Origin of the sequence: Synechococcus sp. W60.1, from assembly GCF_047461575.1 — a bacterium.
Classification (GTDB): domain Bacteria; phylum Cyanobacteriota; class Cyanobacteriia; order Thermostichales; family Thermostichaceae; genus Thermostichus.
Genome location: NZ_JANSHL010000006.1, coordinates 54,467 through 76,024 on the forward strand (window position 1 = coordinate 54,467; position 21,558 = coordinate 76,024).

Here is a 21,558-nt window from a genome sequence, read left to right on the forward strand (position 1 = left end):
AGTAAACTACCCGGCCCTGACTGCTTCGCAGTACAGGGCGGGCTTTCGGTAGCCCTGCAGTTGGCAAGCCAACCACGGGCCTCTAGGCTGGTTTACGACAGCCCCAAGCTTGGCAATCATGTTGGCCCCATTCCAGTCCGCATCCCCTTCCCATCCACAGTGCCCACACTTGAACTGCTTCCCACTGCGATAGGATTGCGCAGGGTCGGGATGAATGTGCAAACACCGGTGGCAGGTCTGCGACGTGTAGGCAGGCGGCACCAGAATCAAAGCAACCCCTGCACGCAGAGCCTTGTATTCCAGAAACTGCCTCAGCTGGTAGAACGCCCAACTGTTGGCCCTGCGCCGTTCAGCTTTGCTGCGTGGCTGTTGATTGACCCTTTCCCGGATCCCTGTCAAGTCTTCCAGAGCAATAGCGCTGTTTGTGACCTTTGCCCTAGAGACAATAGCTTTGGAGATGCGATGATTGACCCACGCTTGAAAGCGTCTCTCCTTGCCAGACAGCCGTTGCAGCAGTTCTCTGCATCTGCGCCGCGAACTGCGTGTGCCCTTACTGGCTTTGCGTTGGAGTGCCGCCCTCAACCGGGAGTAGTGGTCGCGGACTCTGTTCAACTGCTGTCCATTCCAGTTGTCCCCGTCTGACGTATGGGCGATATCCGTCCTGCCCAAGTCCACCCCGATCACCCTGTCGGTATCTTGTTGCTTGGGTGGTTTTTTCTCTACGCAAATCTGGATGTAGTAGGAGCCATCCTTCCGCTGGACTAGGGTGGCCGATTTGGGGTTAGAGCCAGCCAGCATTCCCCTCTGGTAGTTACCAATGGCTAGCTCAAAGCGTTCTCTCCCTTCCACCGTGGTCAGCGACACCGTCCAGTCTTTCTCGCGGAATGAAAAGATACGTGCGTCGTAGGTAACGAACCTACGCTTGAACTCTTTAACCGGACGGTTGCGCTGTCTCGCCACTTTGCGAGCGCCTGCCACCCGTCTGCACACCTGTTGAGCCAAGTTACTGGACAAGCCGAACCGGGCTCGAATCTCGTAGTAGCAAAGGGATTGCAGTTTGACCGCGTTGACGATCTTCTCCGGCGTGTTCTGGTTGACCCAGTTCAAGGCTTGGCCAAAAGCCTCCATCGTCGCGTCCAATTTGGCGGCTTGCGACTGGGACGCCTTGAGCTTACAGGAGACGGTCAGGACTTGGCTCATAAGTTCATTGTACTTCATCAAAGCGCATTCCTCCCGGCACTGACCCTACGGGTACAGTGCGGGGCTCCTGCGATTTCTAGCTGAGATGGCCAGCAATTTGGTCTTGGTCAGAAAGCGGAGCTCAAATGAATTTTGTATCAGAAACTACAAAATACCCGTGTTGGCCTTTCTAGGATGAGTGAGCGTTTTTGGCCTGTCTGGGTCGAAGCGTGGGGATCACCTGCTGGGATCCCATTTGTTTCAGCCACAGTTCCCCCAGTCTTAACCGCAACCCAATCAGGAGAGAGTAATGGCATCCACGCCCCAAGAAGTGCTTCAGATGATCCAGGACAACAACGTCCAGATAGTGGATCTCAAGTTTGTGGATATCTTTGGCACCTGGCAGCATGTTTCCTTCCACACCTCGATGATCAAGGAAGAAACCTTCACCGAGGGGCTTCCCTTTGACGGATCCAGTATCCGGGGCTGGAAAGCGATCAACGAGTCGGACATGTACATGGTGCCGGATCCCAAAACGGCTTGGATCGATCCCTTTCTGGAGGTGCCCACCCTCAGCATAACTTGCAGCATTGTTGAGCCGCGCACTGGCCAGCCCTATAGCCGCTGTCCCCGCAGCCTTGCCGCCCGTGCCGTTGCCTATCTGCAATCGACGGGCATTGCCGATACGGCTTACTTCGGGCCGGAAGCGGAGTTTTTCATTTTTGAGGATGTTCGCTTCGACCAAACCCAAAACTCGGCCTACTACTTCGTGGATTCCATCGAAGGTCGCTGGAACTCGGGCCGCGAGGAGAAAGGTGGCAACCTGGGCTACAAGCCTCGCTACAAAGAGGGCTATTTCCCGGCCCCGCCCACCGATGCCCATCAAAACATCCGCACCGAGATGCTGCTGACCATGGGCAAGTTGGGGGTGCCCATCGAGAAGCATCACCACGAGGTGGCTACCGGCGGGCAAGGGGAGTTGGGCTATCGCTTTGCCGATCTGATCACGGCTGCCGACTACATGATGGTTTACAAATACGTGATCCGGAATGTGGCCCGCAAGCACGGCAAAACCGTCACCTTCATGCCCAAGCCCCTATTTAACGACAACGGCACTGGCATGCACACCCACCAGTCCCTCTGGAAGGATGGCCAGCCCCTGTTCTACAGCGAAGGCACCTATGCCAACCTGAGCGAGACAGCTCTCTACTACATCGGTGGCCTTGCTCAAGCATGCCCCGGCAATCCTGGCCTTCACCAACCCCACCACCAACTCCTACAAGCGCTTGGTGCCCGGCTTCGAGGCGCCGGTGAACCTGGCTTACTCCCAGGGCAACCGTTCCGCTGCCATTCGCATTCCGGTGACCGGCAACAATCCCAAGGCCAAGCGTCTGGAGTTCCGCTGCCCGGATGCCACCTGCAACCCCTACATCGCCTTTTCGGCCATGCTAATGGCTGGCCTGGACGGGATCAAGAATAAGATCCATCCCGGCGAGCCCTTGGACAAAGATATCTACGATCTGGAGCCGGAAGAGCTGGCCAAGATCCCTTCCACGCCTGGATCCCTGCTGGATGCCCTGGAAAACCTGCAGAAGGATCATGCCTTCTTGCTAGAGGGCGGTGTCTTTACTGAGGATCTGATCCAGACCTATATCGAGTACAAGATCGACAACGAGATCAACCCCATCAATCTGCGGCCTCACCCCTACGAGTTCGCCCTTTACTTCGACGCCTAAGCGGTGTGGCCGATTCTGCAGCGGGATCCCTGATGGGATCCCGTTTTTTTCCGAGGAAATAGCACCCCTCAATTGTGGATCCCTTGGGCAACTTAGCTACTTTTGGTCAACAGCACCTCGTGCCAGCGTTGAAGCGTCCTGTGCCGTCCATCGACCTGAGGAAGCTCAACCCAGAAACCAAAAGGGGATCCCCAGCCGGGATCCCTTCTCGCTGAGCTCATGCCAGAGCATCAACAGTTACGGGCAGATCAGCTCATGCTGACACGGCTACGGTCGTAGTTGAGCCGAAAGGTGGGATGCACTTTTCCTTGGATGCGGTTCCAGAAGTTGCGCACGTTGACATGCAGGCCAATCTGCTCTGTACCGCGGAGCAGCATGGATTGCTGGCGAATCCGAATCAAGCGTTGATGGCTCATCATCAAGCGGCGAGACAGCTCATCCAAGACATGAGAACGGCCATTGGCAGCCACCGGGGCAGATGCCTCTGCCGTCTGAACGGGTTGAGCCGGCCCTTCGGCCGCCTTGAGATGATGAGCAACACCCCGATAGAGCAGGTCAAGGTTGGTGGGCAAAACCACCGGCTTGCTCAGGTGGCGGAACCGCCAGTCCAGCCCCCGGTAACGACCCCCCACTTTGCCGGGAGAAACCGCCGCTGTTGCAGAAGAGGGGGTGTAATCGACGCCACGGTAAAAGAGTGCCATGATCTTCGCCTCCAAATGAGTTGAGTTTTCATCCGTTCGCCTTCTCCCAAGAGAAGCCACACGGTTACCAGAAGAGTTGAGGCGCGTTCCTTCGGGATATCTCCCTACTTCCGTCCTCTGGCCGTGATGTCGCTCTACCTACATTAACGAGCCGCCCAGCACGCGAGAGGATGAACGATTTCTATCTACATTCTGTATTATAAGCTACGGTTTTGAGGTATTGCCAGCAAGTTTTAACAAAAATTTCCACTGAGTTTCTGGCCAGCTTCCTCTAATCGGGACTAGTCAGCCGGGATCCTCGGGGGCAGCAGGGTGCAGAGCTTGAAGCCGAGTTCTTCGCTCTGTCCGAGATGCCAGAGGAAGCATTATCGTGGAAGAATCCTCAGGATTGGCTACAAAAGTTCACATTCCTTGGTGGGTGCCCTGTGCAGGAAGACTTTCGTCTGATTTTGGACATTGTGACGGTATTGGCGGCAGCGGCAGCAGGTGGATTCTTGGCTTCGCTGCTGAGGCAGCCGGTGTTGCTCGGCTACTTACTGGCCGGGATCTTGGTGGGGCCAACCGGGTTGGGGTGGATCAAAGAGTTGGTTCAGGTGGAAACCTTGGCCCAGTTTGGGGTGACCTTTTTGCTGTTCACCTTGGGGGTGGAGTTTTCCCTGAAAGAATTGCGCAAAGTGCGGGGGATCGCCGTTGGCGGAGGCATTTTGCAAATTGGCCTGACGATTTTGATCACGGCGGTGCTGGCAGTGGTCAGCGGCTGGTTGACGCCGGTGCAAGGGATCTTTTTGGGGGCCGTGCTCTCCTTGTCCTCGACTGCCGTGGTGCTGAAAAGTCTCACTGAGACCAACCAAATGGGCACTCCCCAAGCCCAGGCCATGCTGGGGATCCTGATTGTGCAAGATTTGGCGGTGGGGCTGATGTTGGCGGTGTTGCCGGCTTTGGACTCTCCCCTGCCGGAGCTGGCGGGATCCCTGGCCAGGGCCTTGGCAGAAATCGGCTTGGTGGGGCTGGGGGCGGTGGTAGGCGGGATTTGGCTGGTTCCCGGTTTCCTGCGTCTGCTGGCTCAGCAGGAGAGCAAAGAGGTGTTTCTGCTGGGGGTGATCAGCCTCTGCGTGGGGATTGCCCTGTTGACGGAGCGGCTGGGCATTTCCAGCGAGATTGGGGCTTTCATTGCCGGTCTGATGATCTCGGAGGTGGAGTACGCCGACCAAACCCTGGACTATGTAGAGCCTTTGCGAGATGTGTTTGCTGCTCTCTTTTTTGCGGCCATCGGCATGCTCATCGATCCCAGCTTTATCCTCGGCCATCTGTTGCTGATCCTGGGGCTGGTGGGTCTGGTGATGGTGGGCAAGTTTTGCATCGTGGCTCCCTTGGCGCGGCTGTTTGGTTACACTCTGCCGGCAGCGGTGGTGGTGGGGCTGGGCCTATCGCAAATCGGCGAATTCTCCTTTGTGCTGGCCAGCGAGGGGCAGGCTTTGGGATTGGTGTCGCGGCAGATCTATTTGTTGATTGTCAGCACCACAGCCGTTACCCTTCTGCTCACTCCCTTTCTGCTGAGGGGCGCTCCTCGACTGTTTTCCGGGCTACACGGGATCCCCTTCTTGGCCCGCTGGTTGGAATCGGGCGAGCGGCCCCGCGCTTTGGCCCCCGATGCTCCTCAACAGGGGCACGTGGTGGTGTGCGGCTATGGGCAGGTGGGGCAAGACATTGTGCGCATTCTCGAAGCCCGTCGTCACCCCCTCTTGGTCATTGATCAATCAGAACGGGTGATCCAACACCTGCGTTCCCGTGGGATCCCTTACCTCTACGGAAATGCGGCCAGCCCGTTGGTGCTGGAGAAAGCTTGCCTGCCCCAGGCCCGCGCCCTGGTTATTGCTCTGCCGGATCGCATGAGCATCCGCCTCTGCCTGAAACGAGCTCTGGAGTTGGCGCCGCAATTGGATGTGGTGGTGCGAGCTACCGACAAGGAAGACATCGAACAGCTCTATCAGTTGGGGGCCAGAGAAGTCGTCCACCCCGAATTTGAGGCCAGCCTGGGGCTGTGCAGCCATGTGTTGCTGGAGTTGGGAGAACCCCCAGACATCATTCAGCAGGAGATCCTGGCCATTCGCAGCAGCCACTACCGCGATCTGCGCCCTCTCCACCCCAGTTGTCTGATCCCCGCGCCTGTCAGTTGGCTGACACCGCCGGCCCCACCTCCCTCTCCCCCCCTCCCCGCCAATGCCAACGGCAGCCACGACAGCCACCCACCTGAGTCTGTGCTGGCCTGGTGGGAACGCTGGCAGCGGCCTGTTCAACCCGAATGGGCAGGGATCCCTGGCTCTGCCGAGTAGAGATTTGCACCTCAATCTTCATAGTATCCTGCAAACTGGAGGTGTGGCCACTGCAAGTTGCAAGCCTCGGGACAGTTCCCCCGCTGCCTTTGCGGATGGAGACGCTGGGAGGTTTTCCAGAGGCAACGGAAAGGGTCCTCGGCGTTGCTCGGCACTCTGGGGGGAGGGGTGCCCCATCTGTTTCTGGCCTAGGTTGCCATGCCGACCGTTAACTATCTGCGCATCAGCTTGATCGATCGCTGCAATTTCCGCTGCCAGTACTGCATGCCTGACGAGGCGGAGTTGACGTGGCTGCAAGCCCCAGAGCGTTTAACGGATGAGGAAATCCTCACGTTGGTTCGAGAGGTGTTTTTGCCGTTGGGGATCGATTGCTTTCGCCTCACCGGCGGCGAACCCCTGCTCAGGCCGGGGCTGGAGCACCTCATCCGGGCTCTATGCAGCCTGCCTGGGGTGAGAGATGTGGCCCTTACCACCAACGGCTTCAACCTCAGCCAAAAAGCTCAACTCCTCTATGAAGCGGGGTTGCGCCGCATCAACATCAGCTTTGATTCCCTCAACCCCGAGACCTTTCGACTGATCACGGGGCGGGATCGCTGGCGGCAGGTCTGGGCCGGGATCCAAGTTGCCCACCAAGTGGGGTTTGATCCCCTCAAGTTGAATGTGGTGGTGATCCCTGGGCTCAACGAATCGGAAGTGGAAGATCTGGCTGCCCTTACTCTGGAGCGACAATGGCATGTGCGCTTCATCGAGTTTATGCCCATTGGCAATGCCGCCCTCTTTCAGCAGGCCGGCTGGGTGGAGTCTGAGGTGCTGCGACAGCGAATTCGCGCTCGCTTTGGCCTGGAACCTGGGTTTGTGGCCGGCAATGGGCCGGCGGATGTGTTTCGAATCCCGGGGGCAAAAGGCACCTTGGGCTTTATCAGCCAGATGTCGGAGTGCTTTTGTGATCGATGCAACCGCATGCGGCTATCCAGCGACGGTTGGCTGCGCCCTTGCCTGCTCAACGAATCCGGCCAAATCAACCTGCGGGATCCGCTGCGAGCTGGGATCCCTGCCGAAAGGCTAAGACAGCAGGTGCGAGAACTGCTGGACATCAAGCCGGACATCAACTTCAAAGGACGGGACACCGGCAGCCAGGGATCCTACCGGCGCACCATGTCTCAGATTGGCGGCTAGCGGGGATAAGGGATCCGCAAAAGCTGGTTGACCGGTGGGTGGGCCACCTGCAACTGTTTCCCATCCGGCCACTGGATCTGGATTTCCTTGACCCCTGTTTCGGATCCCAGGCCAAAGTGGGCCACCGGCTCCATCTGACAGAGGTAGCCGCTGCCGGCGTCGATGGCCTGGATCTGGGTACGGGTGGAGGTGAGCAGCCTTACCAACGCGCCGCGGGCCGGGGCTCCCTGGCGGGTGAGGGGCAGAACCCTCAGCCAGTTGTTGGCATTGGCCTGAGGGCGATAAAAGCTCAGGGGCTGTGCGCCGGACTCCCCATGGGCGATCAACAATTCCAGACGACCATCCCCATCCACATCGGCCACTGCTGCTCCTGTCCCCAATCCCTGCGGCTCGGCAGCATCTCCAATGTCAATGGCTTGCCAACGGCCTGAGCGCCATGCAAACAGACGGTTGGGCTCGCCGATGTTGTTGAAAAACAGCTCCGGATAGCCGTCGTTGTCGAAGTCGGCAGCGATGACCGTGCGAATGCGGGAGGGCCTAGCCAACTCCGGGGGGGCTACATCCTTAAAAAAACCGCCGGGGGCCTGGATCCAGAGGCGATGGGGGCCTTCCCAGTTGCCATAGAGCAAATCCAGCCGTCCATCCCCATCCAGATCCACCGCTGCCACGCCGCGCCCATGCTCGTCGGGATCTGCTAGGCCCACCTCAGCGGCAATCTCTTCAAAGGTGCCATCTCCCCGGTTGCGAAACAGAAAGTTAGGTCCCTGCTCATTGACGGCAAAAATGTCCATCCGCTGCGAGACCAAGGGCACGGCCACCAACCCCCGCCCGCCCGTCACCCGATTCAATCCCGCTTCCGGCGCTACATCGGCGATCATCTGGTTGGAGGCCAGCTCATACAGGCGCATGGGGCCGCCGTAGTTGGCCACGAAAAATCCATAGCTCCCCTGGCCAAGACGATCCACACAAGCTACAGAGCGACCTGCGGTCAAGTTGAGGGCATCTTGGTTTTGCGGCAGGGAGAACAGGTCCACCCAGCGAGATCCCTGCCAGTCGAAGAGGCGATCCCCAAAGCGCTTGCGCCCGCCGAAGGTATCGGTGTTCAAGACATAAAGTTCTTCCTGCCCGTCCCCGTCAAAGTCGGCGGCAGCCACCCCAATTGCCATGCGCCCTGCATCGGCCAGGGTGTCGTCTGCTTGATCCACCAGGGCTTGCCCATCCCACTTCAAGACCCGATTCGAGCCACGGAACCCGCACACAAACAGCTCAAAGGCCCCATCCCGATCCAAATCGCAAGCGGCAACCCCGTAGAAAAGGGCAGGTGGGTTAAAGCGGATCTGCGAGCTGCAATCTTGGAACATGGGGATCTCATCAGAGAGCAACAGGAACTGGTGGAGCTTCCAGCTCTGATGGTATGCTGGATCCTCGCCGAAACTTCCCTTTCAACCATGCCACGCATCAAATCTGCCATCAAGCGCGTTCAGATCGCAGAGCGTAATCGGCTGCGCAATAAAGCCACCAAAGCAATGGTGCGCGCTCTGATGAAGAAAGTGATCTCCCTCTCGGCTGCCTACGCTGCCAACCCACAGCAAGAAACTCTGCAGGAAATCCAGGCGGCGATGAGTGCTGCTTTCAGCCGCATTGATAAAGCTGCCAAAACCGGCGTTCTGCACAAAAACACAGCCGCTCGTCGTAAGGCTCGGCTGGCCCGGATTGTGAAGCTGTCTGTGGCTTCCTCGGAAAAATCCCAGGCTGAGGCTTTGGGTGGGCGTGATTGACTTCTCCTGCTGCTTCGGAAGTGGTGCTTGTGCGGGATTTCAGCCGCACGCAAACGAGATTTTGCCTCGGTGCCGGCAGGGATCCCAAGTAGCAGCCAAACCTAATCTTGAGTATCCAACCTGCGCACCAACCAGCGCCGCAGCGGATGCCACACCGGCAAGGATAGGATCCAGCGGGATTGCTGCTCCAGCATGAGACGCTCCACCGGATACAGGCCGAACAGCTCATAGCGGCTTTGGGCAATCAGGATCCCCATCGTGAAGCTGACACAGAGCAACAACCCCAAAGTCGGCCATCCTGGGCGGTGAAACAAGGCATATCGCAGGCCCGTCCAAGTAAAGTAATCCAACAGGCGGGCTATATCCGCTCGCAAAGCCCAAAGGCTAGGGATCCCGACTACCAGCCACAGCAGGCCCAGAAAGATGAAGCTACCACCGTGATAGAGGCGCAGCAGACGCTTGGCTGCCGGAGACAGGGATTGAGTGCCGGAAGAAGCTTTCTTTCGCCCAACTGAGCCAGGATCAGGGAGCAATGGCATGGGGATCCCGATGTTCAACACCTCAAAACCCATTTTGGCCGGGTCTGCGCCGGGAAAGCTCGGTCACATGGGATCCCGACCCGGCTCCCTAAGTCAAACCGCGCAATTTGCCCAAGCAACAATGCAGAACTCAAGGTCAGAGGCAGGTGGGCAGGGTTGGGGATTGGGAACTTGGTCGGGGATATAATGGCTCTGCACCCTTTTCTTCGGCCTTGCTAGCTCAAAGGATAGAGCACCGACCTTCTAAGTCGACGGTTGCAGGTTCGAGTCCTGCGCAAGGCGCTGGCCTTGCCCTCTAAGCCTTGCTTGGGGTTTCCGACAAGCTGCCCTGATGGGGGCACCACATCTGAACCATCACCTGCCGAGAGTGGCTTTCTACCCGCAGGGATCCGCCCATCAGCTCCACTGCCTTTTGAACCAGCGATAGACCCAAGCCCGTTCCCCCGGCGTTGCGGCAATCCAACTGGGGGAGGCGATAGAACTTTTCAAAAAGGCGGGGCAACGCTTCTGCAGGAATTTCCACCCCTGTATTGCGCACCGTGATCAGCCAGCCGGGACGGCCATTGGAGTTAGCCTGGCTCACACTTAAATAGATGCTTTCCCCAGTGGGGGTGTACTTACACGCATTGTTTAAAAGCTCGCTGACCACCCGCGACAAGAGGCTCTCATCCGTGCAGAGGGGCCAAAGGTCGGGATCCCATTCCACCTGAAACTGTTGGCCCTGTTGGGCAGCTCGCAGCCGGAAGGGCTCGCAAAGATTGGGGATCCACTCCTGGGGAGATAAACAGGTAAGTCTGAGGGCTTTGTTTCCGGACTCGATGGCTTGCAATTCCAATAAGTCGTTGATCAACTCCAGCTCGCGGTTGGTCTCCATCTCCAAAATCTGCAAGTAGCGCCTTTCCCGCTCGGTTAGGTTGGCTTTGGATAAAAACCCAATGGCCAGCTTCATGTTGGTGAGAGGCGTGCGCATTTCATGGGAGACCATGTGCAGAAACTCATCTTTGAGTTGGTTGAGCTCCTGCAACTGTTGCACCTGACGCTGGATCGTTTGATAAAGACGTGCTTGGCGAATGGCGATGGCACATTGGCCGGCTACCCGTTGGATAAGCCGTTGTTCCCGCTCGGTAAATATCTGCCCCGGTGGACGGGATCCACAAATATTCCCCGAAACAAGCAGTTCCTCGTCTTGCCCTGCCAGATCCCTTTTTTCACAGATGGGGGCGACGATCAGGGTACAGCGGTCATGGTTAGGCCAGCAGGGGTGATGGAGATTGCTGAAGTGGCAGAGCTGTCCGCGCCGGAGCTGGCGAAGCACATCGGCAAAATCTGCAAACGGGATCTCCAGGGGAAAGCGCCGGATCCCTTCTCCGGCCAAATAGTCCACCGCCAAAACGCTGACCTGCCGCTCTGGGTCATGAAGGGCAATGGTGCAATTGGATAGGTTCAAGCTGAGGGCCAATTCTCGGGCCACCGTTTCCAAGATTTTTTGTTCATCCAAAGTGGAGCGAATTTCTTCGGTGATGAGCTGGAGTAGCGCTTCGTCGTTGTAAGCTTGTTCGAGCTCTGCGTTGGTCTGTTGCAGCTTTTGATAAAGCTCTGCCTGCTGAATGGCCACTGCCAGGTGCTCCCCGATGGCCTTGGCCAACTCGATCTCATCGGTTTGCCAATCCGGATCTGAAGTCAGGCGCCGCAGGGACAGGGCACCCCACACTTTTCCCTGGCAAGCCACTGGGATCACCAACCAAGGGCCCAGGTGGTATTCTCGCTTTTCATGGATAGCAAAGGGATCCAAAACTTGCTCGGGATCCGGCGCATGAAAAACTTGCAGCTGCTTCAAGTATTGGATGGCCACAATGTCTGGACTATCCGGGATGTGCAGGTGAAGGGCAGTGGGCAGATCAGGCGATTGGACGTAGCTGGCAACACCTAACCATACAGCCTCAGCCGGCAGGTACTGGTAAAGGGTAACCCGTGCTGCCTGCAACACTGCCCCCACTTCCCGCACCGCCACATCAAACAGGGTGGGTAAGTCCAGAGAGGTGTTGATGGCCTGAATGAGCTGATTAAACAGTCTTTCTCGCTGCAATTGCCGCTGCAGTTTCAGCTCAGCTTGCTTGCGAGGGGTGATGTTTCTGATGATCACCAGCACTTGATCTTCCCCAAAGGGAACGATGCGGGCCTGGCGATATTGGGGCTGAGGGGATCCCTCTGGGCAGGGGTATTCGATCTCTTGAGCTTGCCGGGTTGCTAGGGCCAGCTCCAGATGCTCGCGAATGGCTTGGGCTGTGGGCTCTGCCGCACCGGCGCAGGCGACCTCAGGAAACAGCTCTTCAAGGGTTTTGCCCAAATAGTAGGCAGGGGAATGGGGGACAGAAAAATGGCTGGGCGGCTTGAACTCCAGACAGCGGCCCTGGCGATCCAGACAAAGCAGCATTTCGGGCAGAGCTTCCAGGATCTGGCGATGGCGACGCTCCCGCTCAGCCAAGGTGGCCTCTAGTTGCTTGCGCTCGCTGATGTCCAGGGTCACGCCGACAATCTCGCCGGGATCCCCTTTCGGCTCCAGCAGGACAACCCCCTGGGAAAGCTGCCAGCGCATCTGGCCGTCGGCCTGGTAAACCCGATATTCCACCGAAAAGTTGGGATCCCCCCCTACCGCCCTGGGCCCAGCCGTCTGCAAAGCTTCTTTCACCCTTTGGCGATCTTCCGGGTGAACGTGCTGCAAACACACTTCCAGGGTGAAATCTTGGCCGGGATCCAGCCCGTATTTGGCCTTGCATTGGGGAGAGGCAATCAACTTCCAGGTGCGCAAATCCAGTTGCCAATAGCCCAGTTGGGTGGCTTCTAAGGCCAAATAGAGATGCTCTGGATAAAAGCTGCCGTCTCCTGGCCGCACCGGCACCAGGCGGTATCGAGTTGAAGCCATCTCCCTCACCAGATTCTATGAGCCCTGCCTCATTGTGGACGATTTTCAGGAGACGTGAGGGATCCTACTATTCGAACTGTTAGAAATTCCTAACCTTAAGCATGGCTTCAGGGTAACTCTTAGATATGTGTTCTCCGACACCAAACCTTCAACTTGAGCTGGACTTCAACTTCACGGGGAGAAGGCCTAGGGTCACACCCTGCTGATGCAACCGGGAGGCTTTGGGCCGGGCTTGTGGGAAAGGGGGGTGCCTCTGCTATAGTATCGTCAGTTGCATTTCGGATCCCAAGTGGTGGGATCCCCCTGGCAGGTAGGGTCAGGGCAGGCTTCGAGATGTCTTTGCGCTCTTGCGAGAGTTGACGTTGCGTTGAGCTTTCTCGGTGTGATTCTGCCCTTAGCCTGCGTGAAGCGTTTTCTCTTTTTTATGCTTTCCTGTGCAACGTTAAGCCTGACGTTTAATCACAGAAAACTTCTCCTGCTCTCGAGTTTGGGTTTATCTGTAGTAAGACCTGTATTCAGATTTTCCCGATGGGTTGACGGTTTCCTGTTCGCCCTGGCGCGGCTTCTCAAGGTGCCGTTGCCCTCTTCATTTGGTTAGCGGACGGGGAAACAGAAGATTGCTAGATCTGGACAATTAGCAGGGCCGAGGTTGTCTTCACTTCCTTGGGCTTTGGCTTAAGTTTTCCTTTCCCCGGGTATCTCTTGCAGAGTTGCCCGATGTTGGCGATGGCAACAGGATAGTCTGTTTAGCCTGCTGTTAGGTTTTCTGGATTCTTTGAGTTGGGTTGATGGGCTGGCCCGCGGCATGGCGAGCGAAGGGATGCCTTTGACCTTTCTCAGCAGACTTCTCCCTATTTTTTCCTAGCTCAACTCAATCATTTTCCAACCGAAGAATTCAAGGTTATTGCTGTGGTTTGTAAAGTTTCTCCCAGTTTGGATCGACATAGCCAGTCGAGTGAATCTGCTTTGCTTGGCCAGGCTTCATTGCCCCAAGGCCACCCCTTGGATCCCCTCAGTGCTGAGGAGATGCGGCAAGTGGTGCAGATCCTGCGCCGGCAACGGCCCCTCAGTTCTCAGGGGCGCTTTGTAACCATCCAGCTACAAGAGCCGGAGCGGCCTTGGATGGAAGCGTGGCAGCCGGGGCAGCCGTGGGATCGGCAGGCTTTTGTGGTGCTGTTGGATCCGGCCAGTGGCAACACCTACGAAGCCGTGGTCTCTCTGTCAACACAGCAGGTGCGCTCTTGGCAGCTCGTTCCGGGCGTGCAGCCCCCTCTGCTCGACGATGAGGTGTACGCCTGCGACCGCCTGCTCAAGGAGGATCCCCAATTTTTGGCGGCTCTGCAGCGGCGGGGATTGCCGATGTGGATTTGGTGATGGTGGACTACTGGACGGTGGGCTACTTCGGGATCCCGGAAGAAGAAGGGCGGCGGCTGGTGCGAGGCTTTTGTTTCCTACGTACTTCCCCTTGCGACAACGGCTATGCCCGCCCCATCGAGGGGCTCTACCCCTGGATTGACCTCAACCGCATGCAAGTTGTCAAGGTGGAGGATCGGGGTCTGTGGCCCTTGCCGCCGGAGTCCGGTAACTTCGACGAGCTGTTTTTCAAAGATTTTCGCCAAGACTTGAAGCCGCTAGAAATCACTCAGCCCCAAGGGGTGAGCTTCCAGGTGGACGGCCACCACATCCGCTGGCAGAAGTGGGATCTGCGCATCAGCTTTAACCCGCGAGAGGGGCTCGTCCTCCACCAGGTGAGCTACGAGGATCAAGGCCGCCTTCGCCCCATTCTCTACCGCGCCTCGGTAGCCGAGATGGTGGTGCCCTACGGGGATCCGCGGGATCCCCACTGTCGCAAAAATGCCTTTGATGTGGGGGAATACGGCATTGGCATGCAGGCCAATTCCCTGCAGCTGGGCTGCGACTGCTTGGGAGAGATCTACTACTTCGATGCCTGGTTGCCCACCAACAGCGGCGAGCCCATGCTTTTGAAAAATGCCGTCTGTATGCACGAGGAGGACTTTGGGGTGCTCTGGAAGCACACCGACTGGCGCACGGAACGGGCGCAGGTGCGGCGCTCGCGGCGGTTGGTGCTTTCCTTTTTCACCACCATTGGCAACTACGACTACGGCTTTTTCTGGTACTTCTACCAGGATGGCACGCTGGAGTTTGAAGCCAAGCTCACCGGCATCATCAACACTTGCGCCACGTTGCCGGGGGAAGAGCCGGAGTTTGGCGTCTTGGTGGCACCCCAATTGTCCGGCCTCAACCACCAGCACTTTTTCACTGTCCGCCTCGATATGGCGGTGGATGGGCCGTGCAACTCCCTCTATGAAGTGCATGCAGAACCTCTGCCTCTGGGGCCAGATAACCCCCATGGCAACGCCTTTCGCGCCCGCTCCACCCTGCTCAAAACCGAGCAGGAGGCTAAGCAAACGGTGGATCCCTTGCGGGGCCGCTATTGGAAGATTGTCAACCCCAATCGCCACAACCGCCTGGGACAGCCGGTGGCCTACAAACTGATGCCGGGGGAAAACGTCCAGCTTTTGGCCCACCCCGACTCTTGGCTGTACCGACGGGCAGGATACCTGGCCCACCACCTCTGGGCCACGCCCTACCATCCCGGCGAGAAGTTCCCAGCAGGGGACTACCCCAACCAACACCCCGGTGGCGAAGGGCTGGTGCAATGGACGCAAGCGAACCGCTCCCTGGAAAACACCCGCCTAGTGCTCTGGTATAGCTTTGGCTGCAATCACTTCCCCCGCACCGAGGACTGGCCAGTGATGCCGGCTAGCTACATCGGCTTTATGCTCAAGCCCCTGGGCTTCTTTGAGTGCAACCCAGCTCTGGATGTGCCTCCTCCCCCGCCGAAGACCAAAGGCTGCTGCAGCTTTATTGACTACCCCCCTGCCTAGAGGGCGAGGATTCTTTCAAGTGCGAACAGCTTGGGCGCGACAGGAGTGAGAGGGGAGGCACTCTTCGCCCACGGGGCTTGAGACCTGGTTTCTGGGTCACCGTAGCAGGTGCCTTCCATTGCTCAGCCCCGGTCTTTGGTGCTGGGCAAAAGCTCTGCTCAGATCTGCTCAGATTGAGAGTTCACAAGCTGCTGCGAATCACAAACGAGTAGTTGCTGCCCGGTTCCAGCAGATAGTCGGATTTTTCCAGAAAGCGGCTCAAGGGCTCGCAAATCAAAGCTCGCCCCACAGAAGGCTCCACTCTGAGTTCCCCGGCCCGAAAGCGCCAGCAAAAGCGCCAAACCCAACCATTGGCATTGACTTCCCCCTCAATGGCACCCTCTTGCCAAGAGCGGCGGGTAATTTGGATATGGGCAGTGGTCTGAGGCAGTCGGCTCATCCGGCATCTCCCGACGGGATCCCTTGTAGGGTAGCGCGTGGCTCCCTCGCTGCCGCCAGCAGGTCGAGTATGGCGAGTGAGGCAGCAGGAGCTCAACCCGTGGGGAGGGATCCCGTACACAGGGTCAGTTCTTTCGATCTTCTGAGAGCGGCTGCAACAAACCCCCCAGGGTAGGGGGGCTGTTTCCTGGGCTCCTGCTGTAGGAAAAGCTGGCCAGAAGCTAGCGAGCGGCAGTTGCAAGGGTCTTCGAGGATTTTTTCTCTGGCTTTTCAGCCGCAACCTCTGCTAACAAAGCTCGCAGGCTGGGAAAAAGGAAGTGGTTCTCCTCGACATATTGCGCGCCGAACAACCCCTTCTCCGCCCAAAAAAACCGATCAACGGTATGCTCATTTCGCCGCACCAAAATCAGCGCGGGGGGCTGAATAGACTTTTCCTGAATATACTTTCGAGCAGCGGTTACAGACTTCTCTTCACCACTGTCCAGATTAAATTGAGGAATGTGATCTAAAATTTTGCGCCCTTCCAGACGACGGCGACTCTTACGCTTTCTTCTCCTAACCAATGTAAGCCTCCTGTAGAAGGATGACCGAACAACCGCAACCGCAAAGAATATATCAGCGCTGCTTAAGAAAAGCAATAACTTTTACCCATTTTTGTTATCATCTTTTACAAAGGCAATAAAGACAGCAGTCGCCCTCAAAGCCCTTGAAGGGTTACTTATGGACGCGCCCAAAAAAATCTAATCGGGAACCTTTCTCCGAACAAAAAATCCTCCAACAATCGCCTGCAAAGAGAGCTAGCGATTGGGCGTTTGCTAGGTTGACTGCTGATATTGATAGGGGATCCACGGGCTCTGACACCTGCGAAGAAAGTCAGATGCCGATGTGGGAGATCCGCATCAAATCTGGCCCCTAGCCTAACATTAACAAAAACGATACTCAACAGAACATATACCTAAGCTCAGCTTCAAGACAACCCCCTTTGGGCTGAAGTGCTAAGTCAATTGCCAATGCTGCAAGTCTGGAGCTGCTCAACCGAGGAGAGAAAGGGGCACTCCGGTGCCGGGCTACCGTTGAACAGCGCATGTAAGACTGTACAACCAACTTCTTGTTTCTACAAGAGATCCACTGCAGATCCCCAGCATGTCCACACAGCCCTTTCGCGAGTTCATCCTGGGAGCCCTGGAGTGAGGAGTTCTGGTACCGTAGGGATTGGATAGATCCCGCGCCAGGTGACCGGCAAGCTGGAATGGGCTTGATGGGCTGCCAGGACTGCGCTGAACCGATTAGACGGAATCCAGGCATCTTGCTAGTCTGGCTTCAGGTTTGGCTGCACCTCAAGGGCTTAGGTCTATCTTGTCTGGGTTTGGGGAGTTTTGGGCATGATGAAATTCGCGTTGCTGATGGGTCTGGGACTCAGCTTGGGATCCCTGCCGGCTTGGGCACAGGGAGCAACCCCGTCGCCTGGCCCTGCTGCAACTGCTTCTCCGACTTCGGGGGGGGCTCCGGCCACAGCAACTCCCAGCCCTGTGGCATCTCCAGCCCTGACCCCAGAGCAAGTCACCGATGCCCAGGTGGAACAGTTGGTGCGGATTCTGTTGGAGTTGGATCCCCTGATCCGGGAAGCGAGCGCCCAACTGCGGGAAACCCAGAACGAGGAGGAGTACGAGCAAATTATGCAGCGCACAGAAACCCAAGCCAGCCGCATTGTCGAGGAGCAAGGGCTGACAGTGCTTCAATACCGCGAATTGATGACCTTGGCGAACGAAAATCCTGTTCTCAACCAGCGGGTTCGGGCCCGCTTGCAAGAAGTTTTGCAGGAAGGGGAAGCTTCCAACTCTCCAAAGCCGGCCACCCCGACGCCTACACCCTAGGCTGAGCTGGCTTGCCTTGGCTAAAGGCAGGGAGAACCCGAGGCAGCCGCAAGGTAAAGCAGGTGTGGTTGGCCTCGCTGTTGAGGTGAATGCTTCCTTGCAACAGGCTTACCCGCTGCTGCACAAGGGCCAACCCCAACCCTGTCCCCCCTTGCCGCCAGGGATCCGCGCTGGGCACCCGATAGAACTTCTCAAATACCCGCTTTTGCTCTTCCAGGGGAATGGTTACGCCGGTGTTGAGGACTTGGATGTCCAGGTGGTCGGAATGGCAGGTGGCCTGAAGGCTGATCAGGTGCTCAGCAGGGGTGAATTTACAAGCGTTTTTCAGCAATTCCGCCAGCACCGACTTTAGCACTCCCGGCAGGGTAAAAATGGCAGGCAGTCCTGGAGGGATCCCAAGGCTGAAGCGCTGATGGCGGCTATGGGCCTCCTGAGCAAAGGGCTCCGCGATCTGGGGCAACCACTCTTGCAGCTCCAACCAGCAGGGCCGCTGTGAACCGTTCGCGTTAGCGGGACGGAGTCCCTTGAGCACCTCTAACTGCTGCAGTTCCAGCAGATCCTCGACCAGTCTGATCTCCCGCTCACATTCGTTCTCCAACACCTTCAAGTACTGAGAGATTTTGGCCGGATCCGGGGATCTGGGAGCGCCCTGGGCAGGCAGCAGGACGGAGCTGAGCAGGTGGATGGCCATTTTCATGTTGGAAAGAAGGGTGCGCAGCTCGTGGGACACCGTGCTAAGGAAGTCATTTTTCAGGCGATCCAGCCGCTGCAATTCCTGTACTTGGCGATCCAGTTGGGCAGTGCGGGCCTGTACCTTTTCTTCCAGGGTGCGGCTCAGTTCCTGAACCTGTTGGAACAGTTCCGCCTGCCGAATGGCGGTGGAGAGGTGAGCAGCCAGGGCCAAGATCAGATCCTGATTGGTGGCCAGCCAACCGGGACGTGCTGTTTTCAGCTAGAACCCGCAGGAGCCCCGCACTCTATTAGTGGCTAGTGACTAGTGGCTAGTCACTACCCACTCACCACTATCCAGGGTCAGTGCCGGAAGGAATGCGGCCTTCCTTGATGAAGTACAATCGGCGCATGACCCAAGTCCTGACTGTAGCTTGCAAACTCAAGGTGTCCCAGTCGCAAGCTGCAAAATTGGATGCGACAATAGATGCCTTTGTGCAGGCGTTGAACTGAGTGAATCAGAACACACCACAAAAGACAGCCAACGCCGTCAAACTGCAATCCCTTTGCTATACTACCAGAGGGTACCTCAAGGCAGCTATCCAGAGTGCAGTCCACAGTGGTGATCGGGGCGGGGCCAGCTGGATTGAGTGCCGCCTACGAGCTGAACAAGCAGGGCTACCCGGTAACGGTTTTGGAAGCGGATCCGGTGCAGGTAGGGGGGCTATCCCGCACTGTAACCTACCAAGGCTATCGCTTTGATATCGGTGGACACCGCTTTTTCTCCAAGTCGGCGGAAATTGAGGCTCTGTGGACGGAGATTTTGGACTCGGAAATGCAGGTTTGCCGTCGGCTTTCCCGCATTTTTTACCGAGGTGTTTTCTTTGATTATCCAATTCGACCTACGGATGTTTTTGCCAAACTGGGGCCAGGGTTTACCACCCTCTGTCTGCTCAGTTACCTAAAGGCGCGCCTCTTTCCCAGGCCCAATCCTGTATCTTTTGAAGATTGGGTCATTAACCAATTTGGGGAACGGCTGTATCGCACTTTTTTTAAGACCTACACCGAGAAAGTGTGGGGGATCCCTTGTCACGAGATCAGCGCCGACTGGGCAGCCCAGCGGATCAAGGGTCTGTCGATGGCTTCTTTGATCCGTAAAACCTTTTTCCCCAACCGAGAGGGGGTGATCAAAACCCTGATCGATCGCTTTCGCTATCCTCGCCTAGGGCCAGGCCAGATGTGGGAGCGCGTTCAAACCTTGCTGGCAGAAGCCGGGCAGCCGGTACAACTGGATCGCAAGGTTACGGCAATCCACTGGAACCGGGCCGGAGTTCAAGCTGTACAAGCCTGTTCTCAAGGGGGAGAGACCTTTTGGGTGACCGGCGAGCAGTTCATTTCCACCATGCCGCTGCGCTCTCTGGTGCGGGCTTTGGTACCTGCAGCACCGGAGCCGGTGCGAGAGGCTGCCGAACAACTGCGGTATCGGGATTTTTTGACGGTGGCTTTGCTGGTGGATGAGCCCAACCTATTTCCAGATCACTGGATCTACATTCACGATCCCTCGGTGCGGGTGGGGCGTATCCAAAACTTCAAGAATTGGAGCGCGGACATGGTTCCGGATCCCTCGGTCACCTGCTTGGGTTTGGAGTATTTTTGCTCAGCGACGGATCCCTTTTGGGGACAAACCGATGGGGATTTGATGGCCTTGGCAACGCTGGAATTGCAGCGGTTGGGCCTGCTGGGGAAGGCAAAGGTTTTGGGCGGCACAGTCATTCGCGCCCCGAAAGCCTACCCGGTTTACAATCACGGCTATCAAGCTCACATCCAGACCATTCGAACCTTTTTGGAAGAAGCACTGCCCAATTTGCAGGTGGCAGGCCGCAACGGCATGCACCGCTACAATAACCAGGATCACGCCATGATGACGGGCCTTTTGGCCGCTCGCAACATTGTGGCAGGGGAACGGCGCTACGATGGGTGGCGGGTCAACCAAGATGCTGAGTATCTGGAAGAGGCGGATTCGACAGCGGCCTTGGTGGGAGGACGGGCCGTGCCCCAGGTGCTGGGTCGCCGGAGTTAGCGGCGGAAGGGATCCTGCTTCGATCCAGCTTCGCCATCCAACACCTCTAGGATGGCCTTGGCAGCGCGAGCCAGAACGCCGGGTTCTCCTAGGGCTGCCCGCATCGCGGCGTAGTCGGCTTGCAGTTGGGCTTGGCGTTCGGGCCGAGTTAGCAACTCCAGCGCCAGTTGGGCAATCTTCTCCGGCTGGGCCTGCTCCTGCAGCAACTCCGGGACAATGGGGCGCATCTGCACGAGGTTGGGCGGAGACATGAAGGGCACCGACACCCTCAGCCAATGGCGGGCGATCCAGAAGGTGATGGGGTTGAGGCGATAGATCACCACCTGGGGGATCCCCAAGATGGCCGTCTCCAAGTTCACCGTGCCCGACTTGGCCAACACCAAATCAGCCGCTGCCAAGGCGAGGTGATGAGCTTTGTGGGGGGAGAAGAAGGGCAGAGCTTGGGGATCCAAAAGGGTGAGGTTGAGCCCAAGGCGGTGGGCAGCCCGCGCAATCGGGGCAGCAAAACGGGGCGAGGCCAGGGGCACCCAAAACTGTGCCTGAGGCAGGTGAGCTTGCAACAACTGAGCCGCCTTGAGCAAGACAGGCAGAACCGAGCGCAGCTCTTGCCGACGCGAAGCCGGCACCACCACCACCACCGTGGCTTCGGCAGGGATCCCCAACTGGGCTCTGGCGGCAGCACGGCTGGGCACAGCGGCCAAAATATCCAACAGGGGATGGCCCACATACTGGACATGGGCTCCTGCCGCCGCGTAGTAGCGGGCTTCCTCAGGGAAAATCGCCAACATCAGCCGCATCTGCTGGGCCAGTTGGTAGGTGAGGCGGGCATCCTGCGACCACACCCACTCTTGGGGAGCAATGTAATAGACGGCAGGGATCTGCCGCCGTTGCAGCAGACGGGCAATGCGGCTGTTGACGCCGATGTAGTCCACCAGCACGGCCACATCTGGCGGGTCTTGGGCTAAAAAGCGGCGAATCTTCCACTCCGTCCAGAGGGCGGGGCCGACAAAGGGAAGAGCCTCTAAAATGCCAACGGAGCTGATCTCGGTAGTGCGGTGCAATAAACGGGCCCCGGCAGCAGCCATGCGCTCCCCTCCCACGGCGGTGATGCGCAGCTGAGGGCGTTGGCGCAGCAATTCTTCGATCAGATGGCTGGCCTGCAGATCCCCTGAGACCTCGCCCGTGCAGATGAACAGGTGGCTCACTAGAGCTACGTTCCCGAC

16 protein-coding genes, 1 tRNA gene, 2 pseudogenes and 1 riboswitch are annotated in these 21,558 nt (G+C 57.6%); of the genes and pseudogenes, 10 read left to right on the forward strand and 9 right to left on the reverse strand.

Translation table 11 applies throughout. The features are described from left to right. Positions 1–6 precede the first annotated feature (6 nt). Complete coding sequence (locus tag NW805_RS07415) at positions 7–1,200, reverse strand: RNA-guided endonuclease InsQ/TnpB family protein (RefSeq protein WP_414422159.1); 1,194 nt, start codon at positions 1,198–1,200, stop codon at positions 7–9. Between the two features lie 289 nt (positions 1,201–1,489). Between NW805_RS07415 and glnA the strand changes: the two are divergent. Next, positions 1,490–2,915: pseudogene (glnA, locus tag NW805_RS07420) on the forward strand (type I glutamate--ammonia ligase). Positions 2,916–3,163: 248 nt separating this feature from the next. Here glnA and NW805_RS07425 read toward each other — a convergent pair. Further along, positions 3,164–3,616, reverse strand: coding sequence for a DUF4278 domain-containing protein (locus NW805_RS07425; protein WP_011434342.1), 453 nt, complete (start codon positions 3,614–3,616; stop codon positions 3,164–3,166). An 80-nt stretch (positions 3,617–3,696) separates the two neighbouring features. Beyond that, positions 3,697–3,795, reverse strand: a riboswitch (Glutamine riboswitch). A 246-nt stretch (positions 3,796–4,041) separates the two neighbouring features. On the opposite strand from NW805_RS07425, the gene NW805_RS07430 reads away from it, so the two are divergent. Together NW805_RS07430 and moaA are read left to right on the forward strand one after the other, a co-directional pair. Continuing rightward, positions 4,042–5,949 carry a cation:proton antiporter gene (locus NW805_RS07430; protein WP_414422116.1) on the forward strand — a complete coding sequence of 636 codons (1,908 nt, stop codon included), beginning with the start codon at positions 4,042–4,044 and terminating at the stop codon, positions 5,947–5,949. Between the two features lie 198 nt (positions 5,950–6,147). Continuing rightward, entirely contained in the window at positions 6,148–7,125 is a 978-nt protein-coding gene (gene moaA, locus NW805_RS07435) for a GTP 3',8-cyclase MoaA (RefSeq protein ID WP_011434340.1), read from the forward strand. Here moaA and NW805_RS07440 read toward each other — a convergent pair. Further along, a complete protein-coding gene (locus tag NW805_RS07440) occupies positions 7,122–8,486 on the reverse strand; it encodes a CRTAC1 family protein (protein ID WP_414422117.1) in 1,365 nt (454 codons plus the stop codon). The genes moaA and NW805_RS07440 overlap by 4 nt on opposite strands. 87 nt (positions 8,487–8,573) lie before the next feature. Between NW805_RS07440 and rpsT the strand changes: the two genes are divergently transcribed. Further along, a complete protein-coding gene (gene rpsT / locus NW805_RS07445; protein WP_414355736.1) occupies positions 8,574–8,903 on the forward strand; it encodes a 30S ribosomal protein S20 in 330 nt (109 codons plus the stop codon). Between the two features lie 101 nt (positions 8,904–9,004). Here rpsT and NW805_RS07450 read toward each other — a convergent pair whose 3' ends face one another. After that, positions 9,005–9,442: a hypothetical protein gene (locus NW805_RS07450; protein ID WP_414422118.1), complete on the reverse strand. Its 438-nt coding sequence runs from the start codon at positions 9,440–9,442 to the stop codon at positions 9,005–9,007. A 209-nt stretch (positions 9,443–9,651) separates the two neighbouring features. Here NW805_RS07450 and NW805_RS07455 point away from each other — a divergent pair. Beyond that, a tRNA-Arg gene (locus tag NW805_RS07455) sits at positions 9,652–9,724 on the forward strand. Positions 9,725–9,737: 13 nt separating this feature from the next. On the opposite strand, the gene NW805_RS07460 is transcribed toward NW805_RS07455, so the two are convergent. Further along, entirely contained in the window at positions 9,738–12,365 is a 2,628-nt protein-coding gene (locus NW805_RS07460) for an ATP-binding protein (protein WP_414422119.1), read from the reverse strand. A 984-nt stretch (positions 12,366–13,349) separates the two neighbouring features. On the opposite strand from NW805_RS07460, the gene NW805_RS07465 reads away from it, so the two are divergent. After that, on the forward strand, positions 13,350–13,739 hold the full coding sequence (locus tag NW805_RS07465; RefSeq protein WP_414422120.1) for a hypothetical protein: 390 nt from the start codon (positions 13,350–13,352) through the stop codon (positions 13,737–13,739). After that, on the forward strand, positions 13,727–15,274 hold the full coding sequence (locus tag NW805_RS07470; protein ID WP_414422121.1) for a primary-amine oxidase: 1,548 nt from the start codon (positions 13,727–13,729) through the stop codon (positions 15,272–15,274). Before NW805_RS07465 ends, NW805_RS07470 begins: the two co-directional genes overlap by 13 nt. A 181-nt stretch (positions 15,275–15,455) precedes the next feature. Here the strand turns inward: NW805_RS07470 and NW805_RS07475 are convergent, their stop codons facing one another. Both NW805_RS07475 and NW805_RS07480 read right to left on the reverse strand, forming a co-directional pair. Next, positions 15,456–15,713: a DUF3146 family protein gene (locus tag NW805_RS07475; protein ID WP_414329773.1), complete on the reverse strand. Its 258-nt coding sequence runs from the start codon at positions 15,711–15,713 to the stop codon at positions 15,456–15,458. A gap of 220 nt (positions 15,714–15,933) precedes the next feature. Continuing rightward, positions 15,934–16,275, reverse strand: a complete 342-nt coding sequence (locus NW805_RS07480) for a DUF3155 domain-containing protein (protein WP_049749658.1) — start codon at positions 16,273–16,275, stop codon at positions 15,934–15,936. An 819-nt stretch (positions 16,276–17,094) separates the two neighbouring features. Between NW805_RS07480 and NW805_RS07485 the strand changes: the two genes are divergently transcribed. Beyond that, complete coding sequence (locus tag NW805_RS07485; protein ID WP_414329775.1) at positions 17,095–17,586, forward strand: DUF4168 domain-containing protein; 492 nt, start codon at positions 17,095–17,097, stop codon at positions 17,584–17,586. Here NW805_RS07485 and NW805_RS07490 read toward each other — a convergent pair. Continuing rightward, positions 17,576–18,490 (reverse strand): sensor histidine kinase, encoded by a 915-nt coding sequence (locus tag NW805_RS07490; RefSeq protein WP_414422122.1) that lies wholly within the window; start codon positions 18,488–18,490, stop codon positions 17,576–17,578. The two genes, NW805_RS07485 and NW805_RS07490, sit on opposite strands and share 11 nt — an antisense overlap. A 176-nt stretch (positions 18,491–18,666) precedes the next feature. Between NW805_RS07490 and NW805_RS07495 the strand changes: the two are divergent. Together NW805_RS07495 and NW805_RS07500 are read left to right on the forward strand one after the other, a co-directional pair. Continuing rightward, positions 18,667–18,828, forward strand: a pseudogene (locus NW805_RS07495) (RNA-guided endonuclease TnpB family protein); the annotation flags it as partial. Positions 18,829–18,862: 34 nt separating this feature from the next. Next, the gene (locus NW805_RS07500) at positions 18,863–20,335 is read left to right on the forward strand and encodes an NAD(P)/FAD-dependent oxidoreductase (RefSeq protein WP_414422123.1); all 1,473 of its coding nucleotides are present in this window, start codon (positions 18,863–18,865) and stop codon (positions 20,333–20,335) included. Here the strand turns inward: NW805_RS07500 and lpxB are convergent. After that, a complete protein-coding gene (gene lpxB, locus NW805_RS07505) occupies positions 20,332–21,540 on the reverse strand; it encodes a lipid-A-disaccharide synthase (RefSeq protein WP_414422124.1) in 1,209 nt (402 codons plus the stop codon). The two genes, NW805_RS07500 and lpxB, sit on opposite strands and share 4 nt — an antisense overlap. Positions 21,541–21,558: the final 18 nt, after the last annotated feature.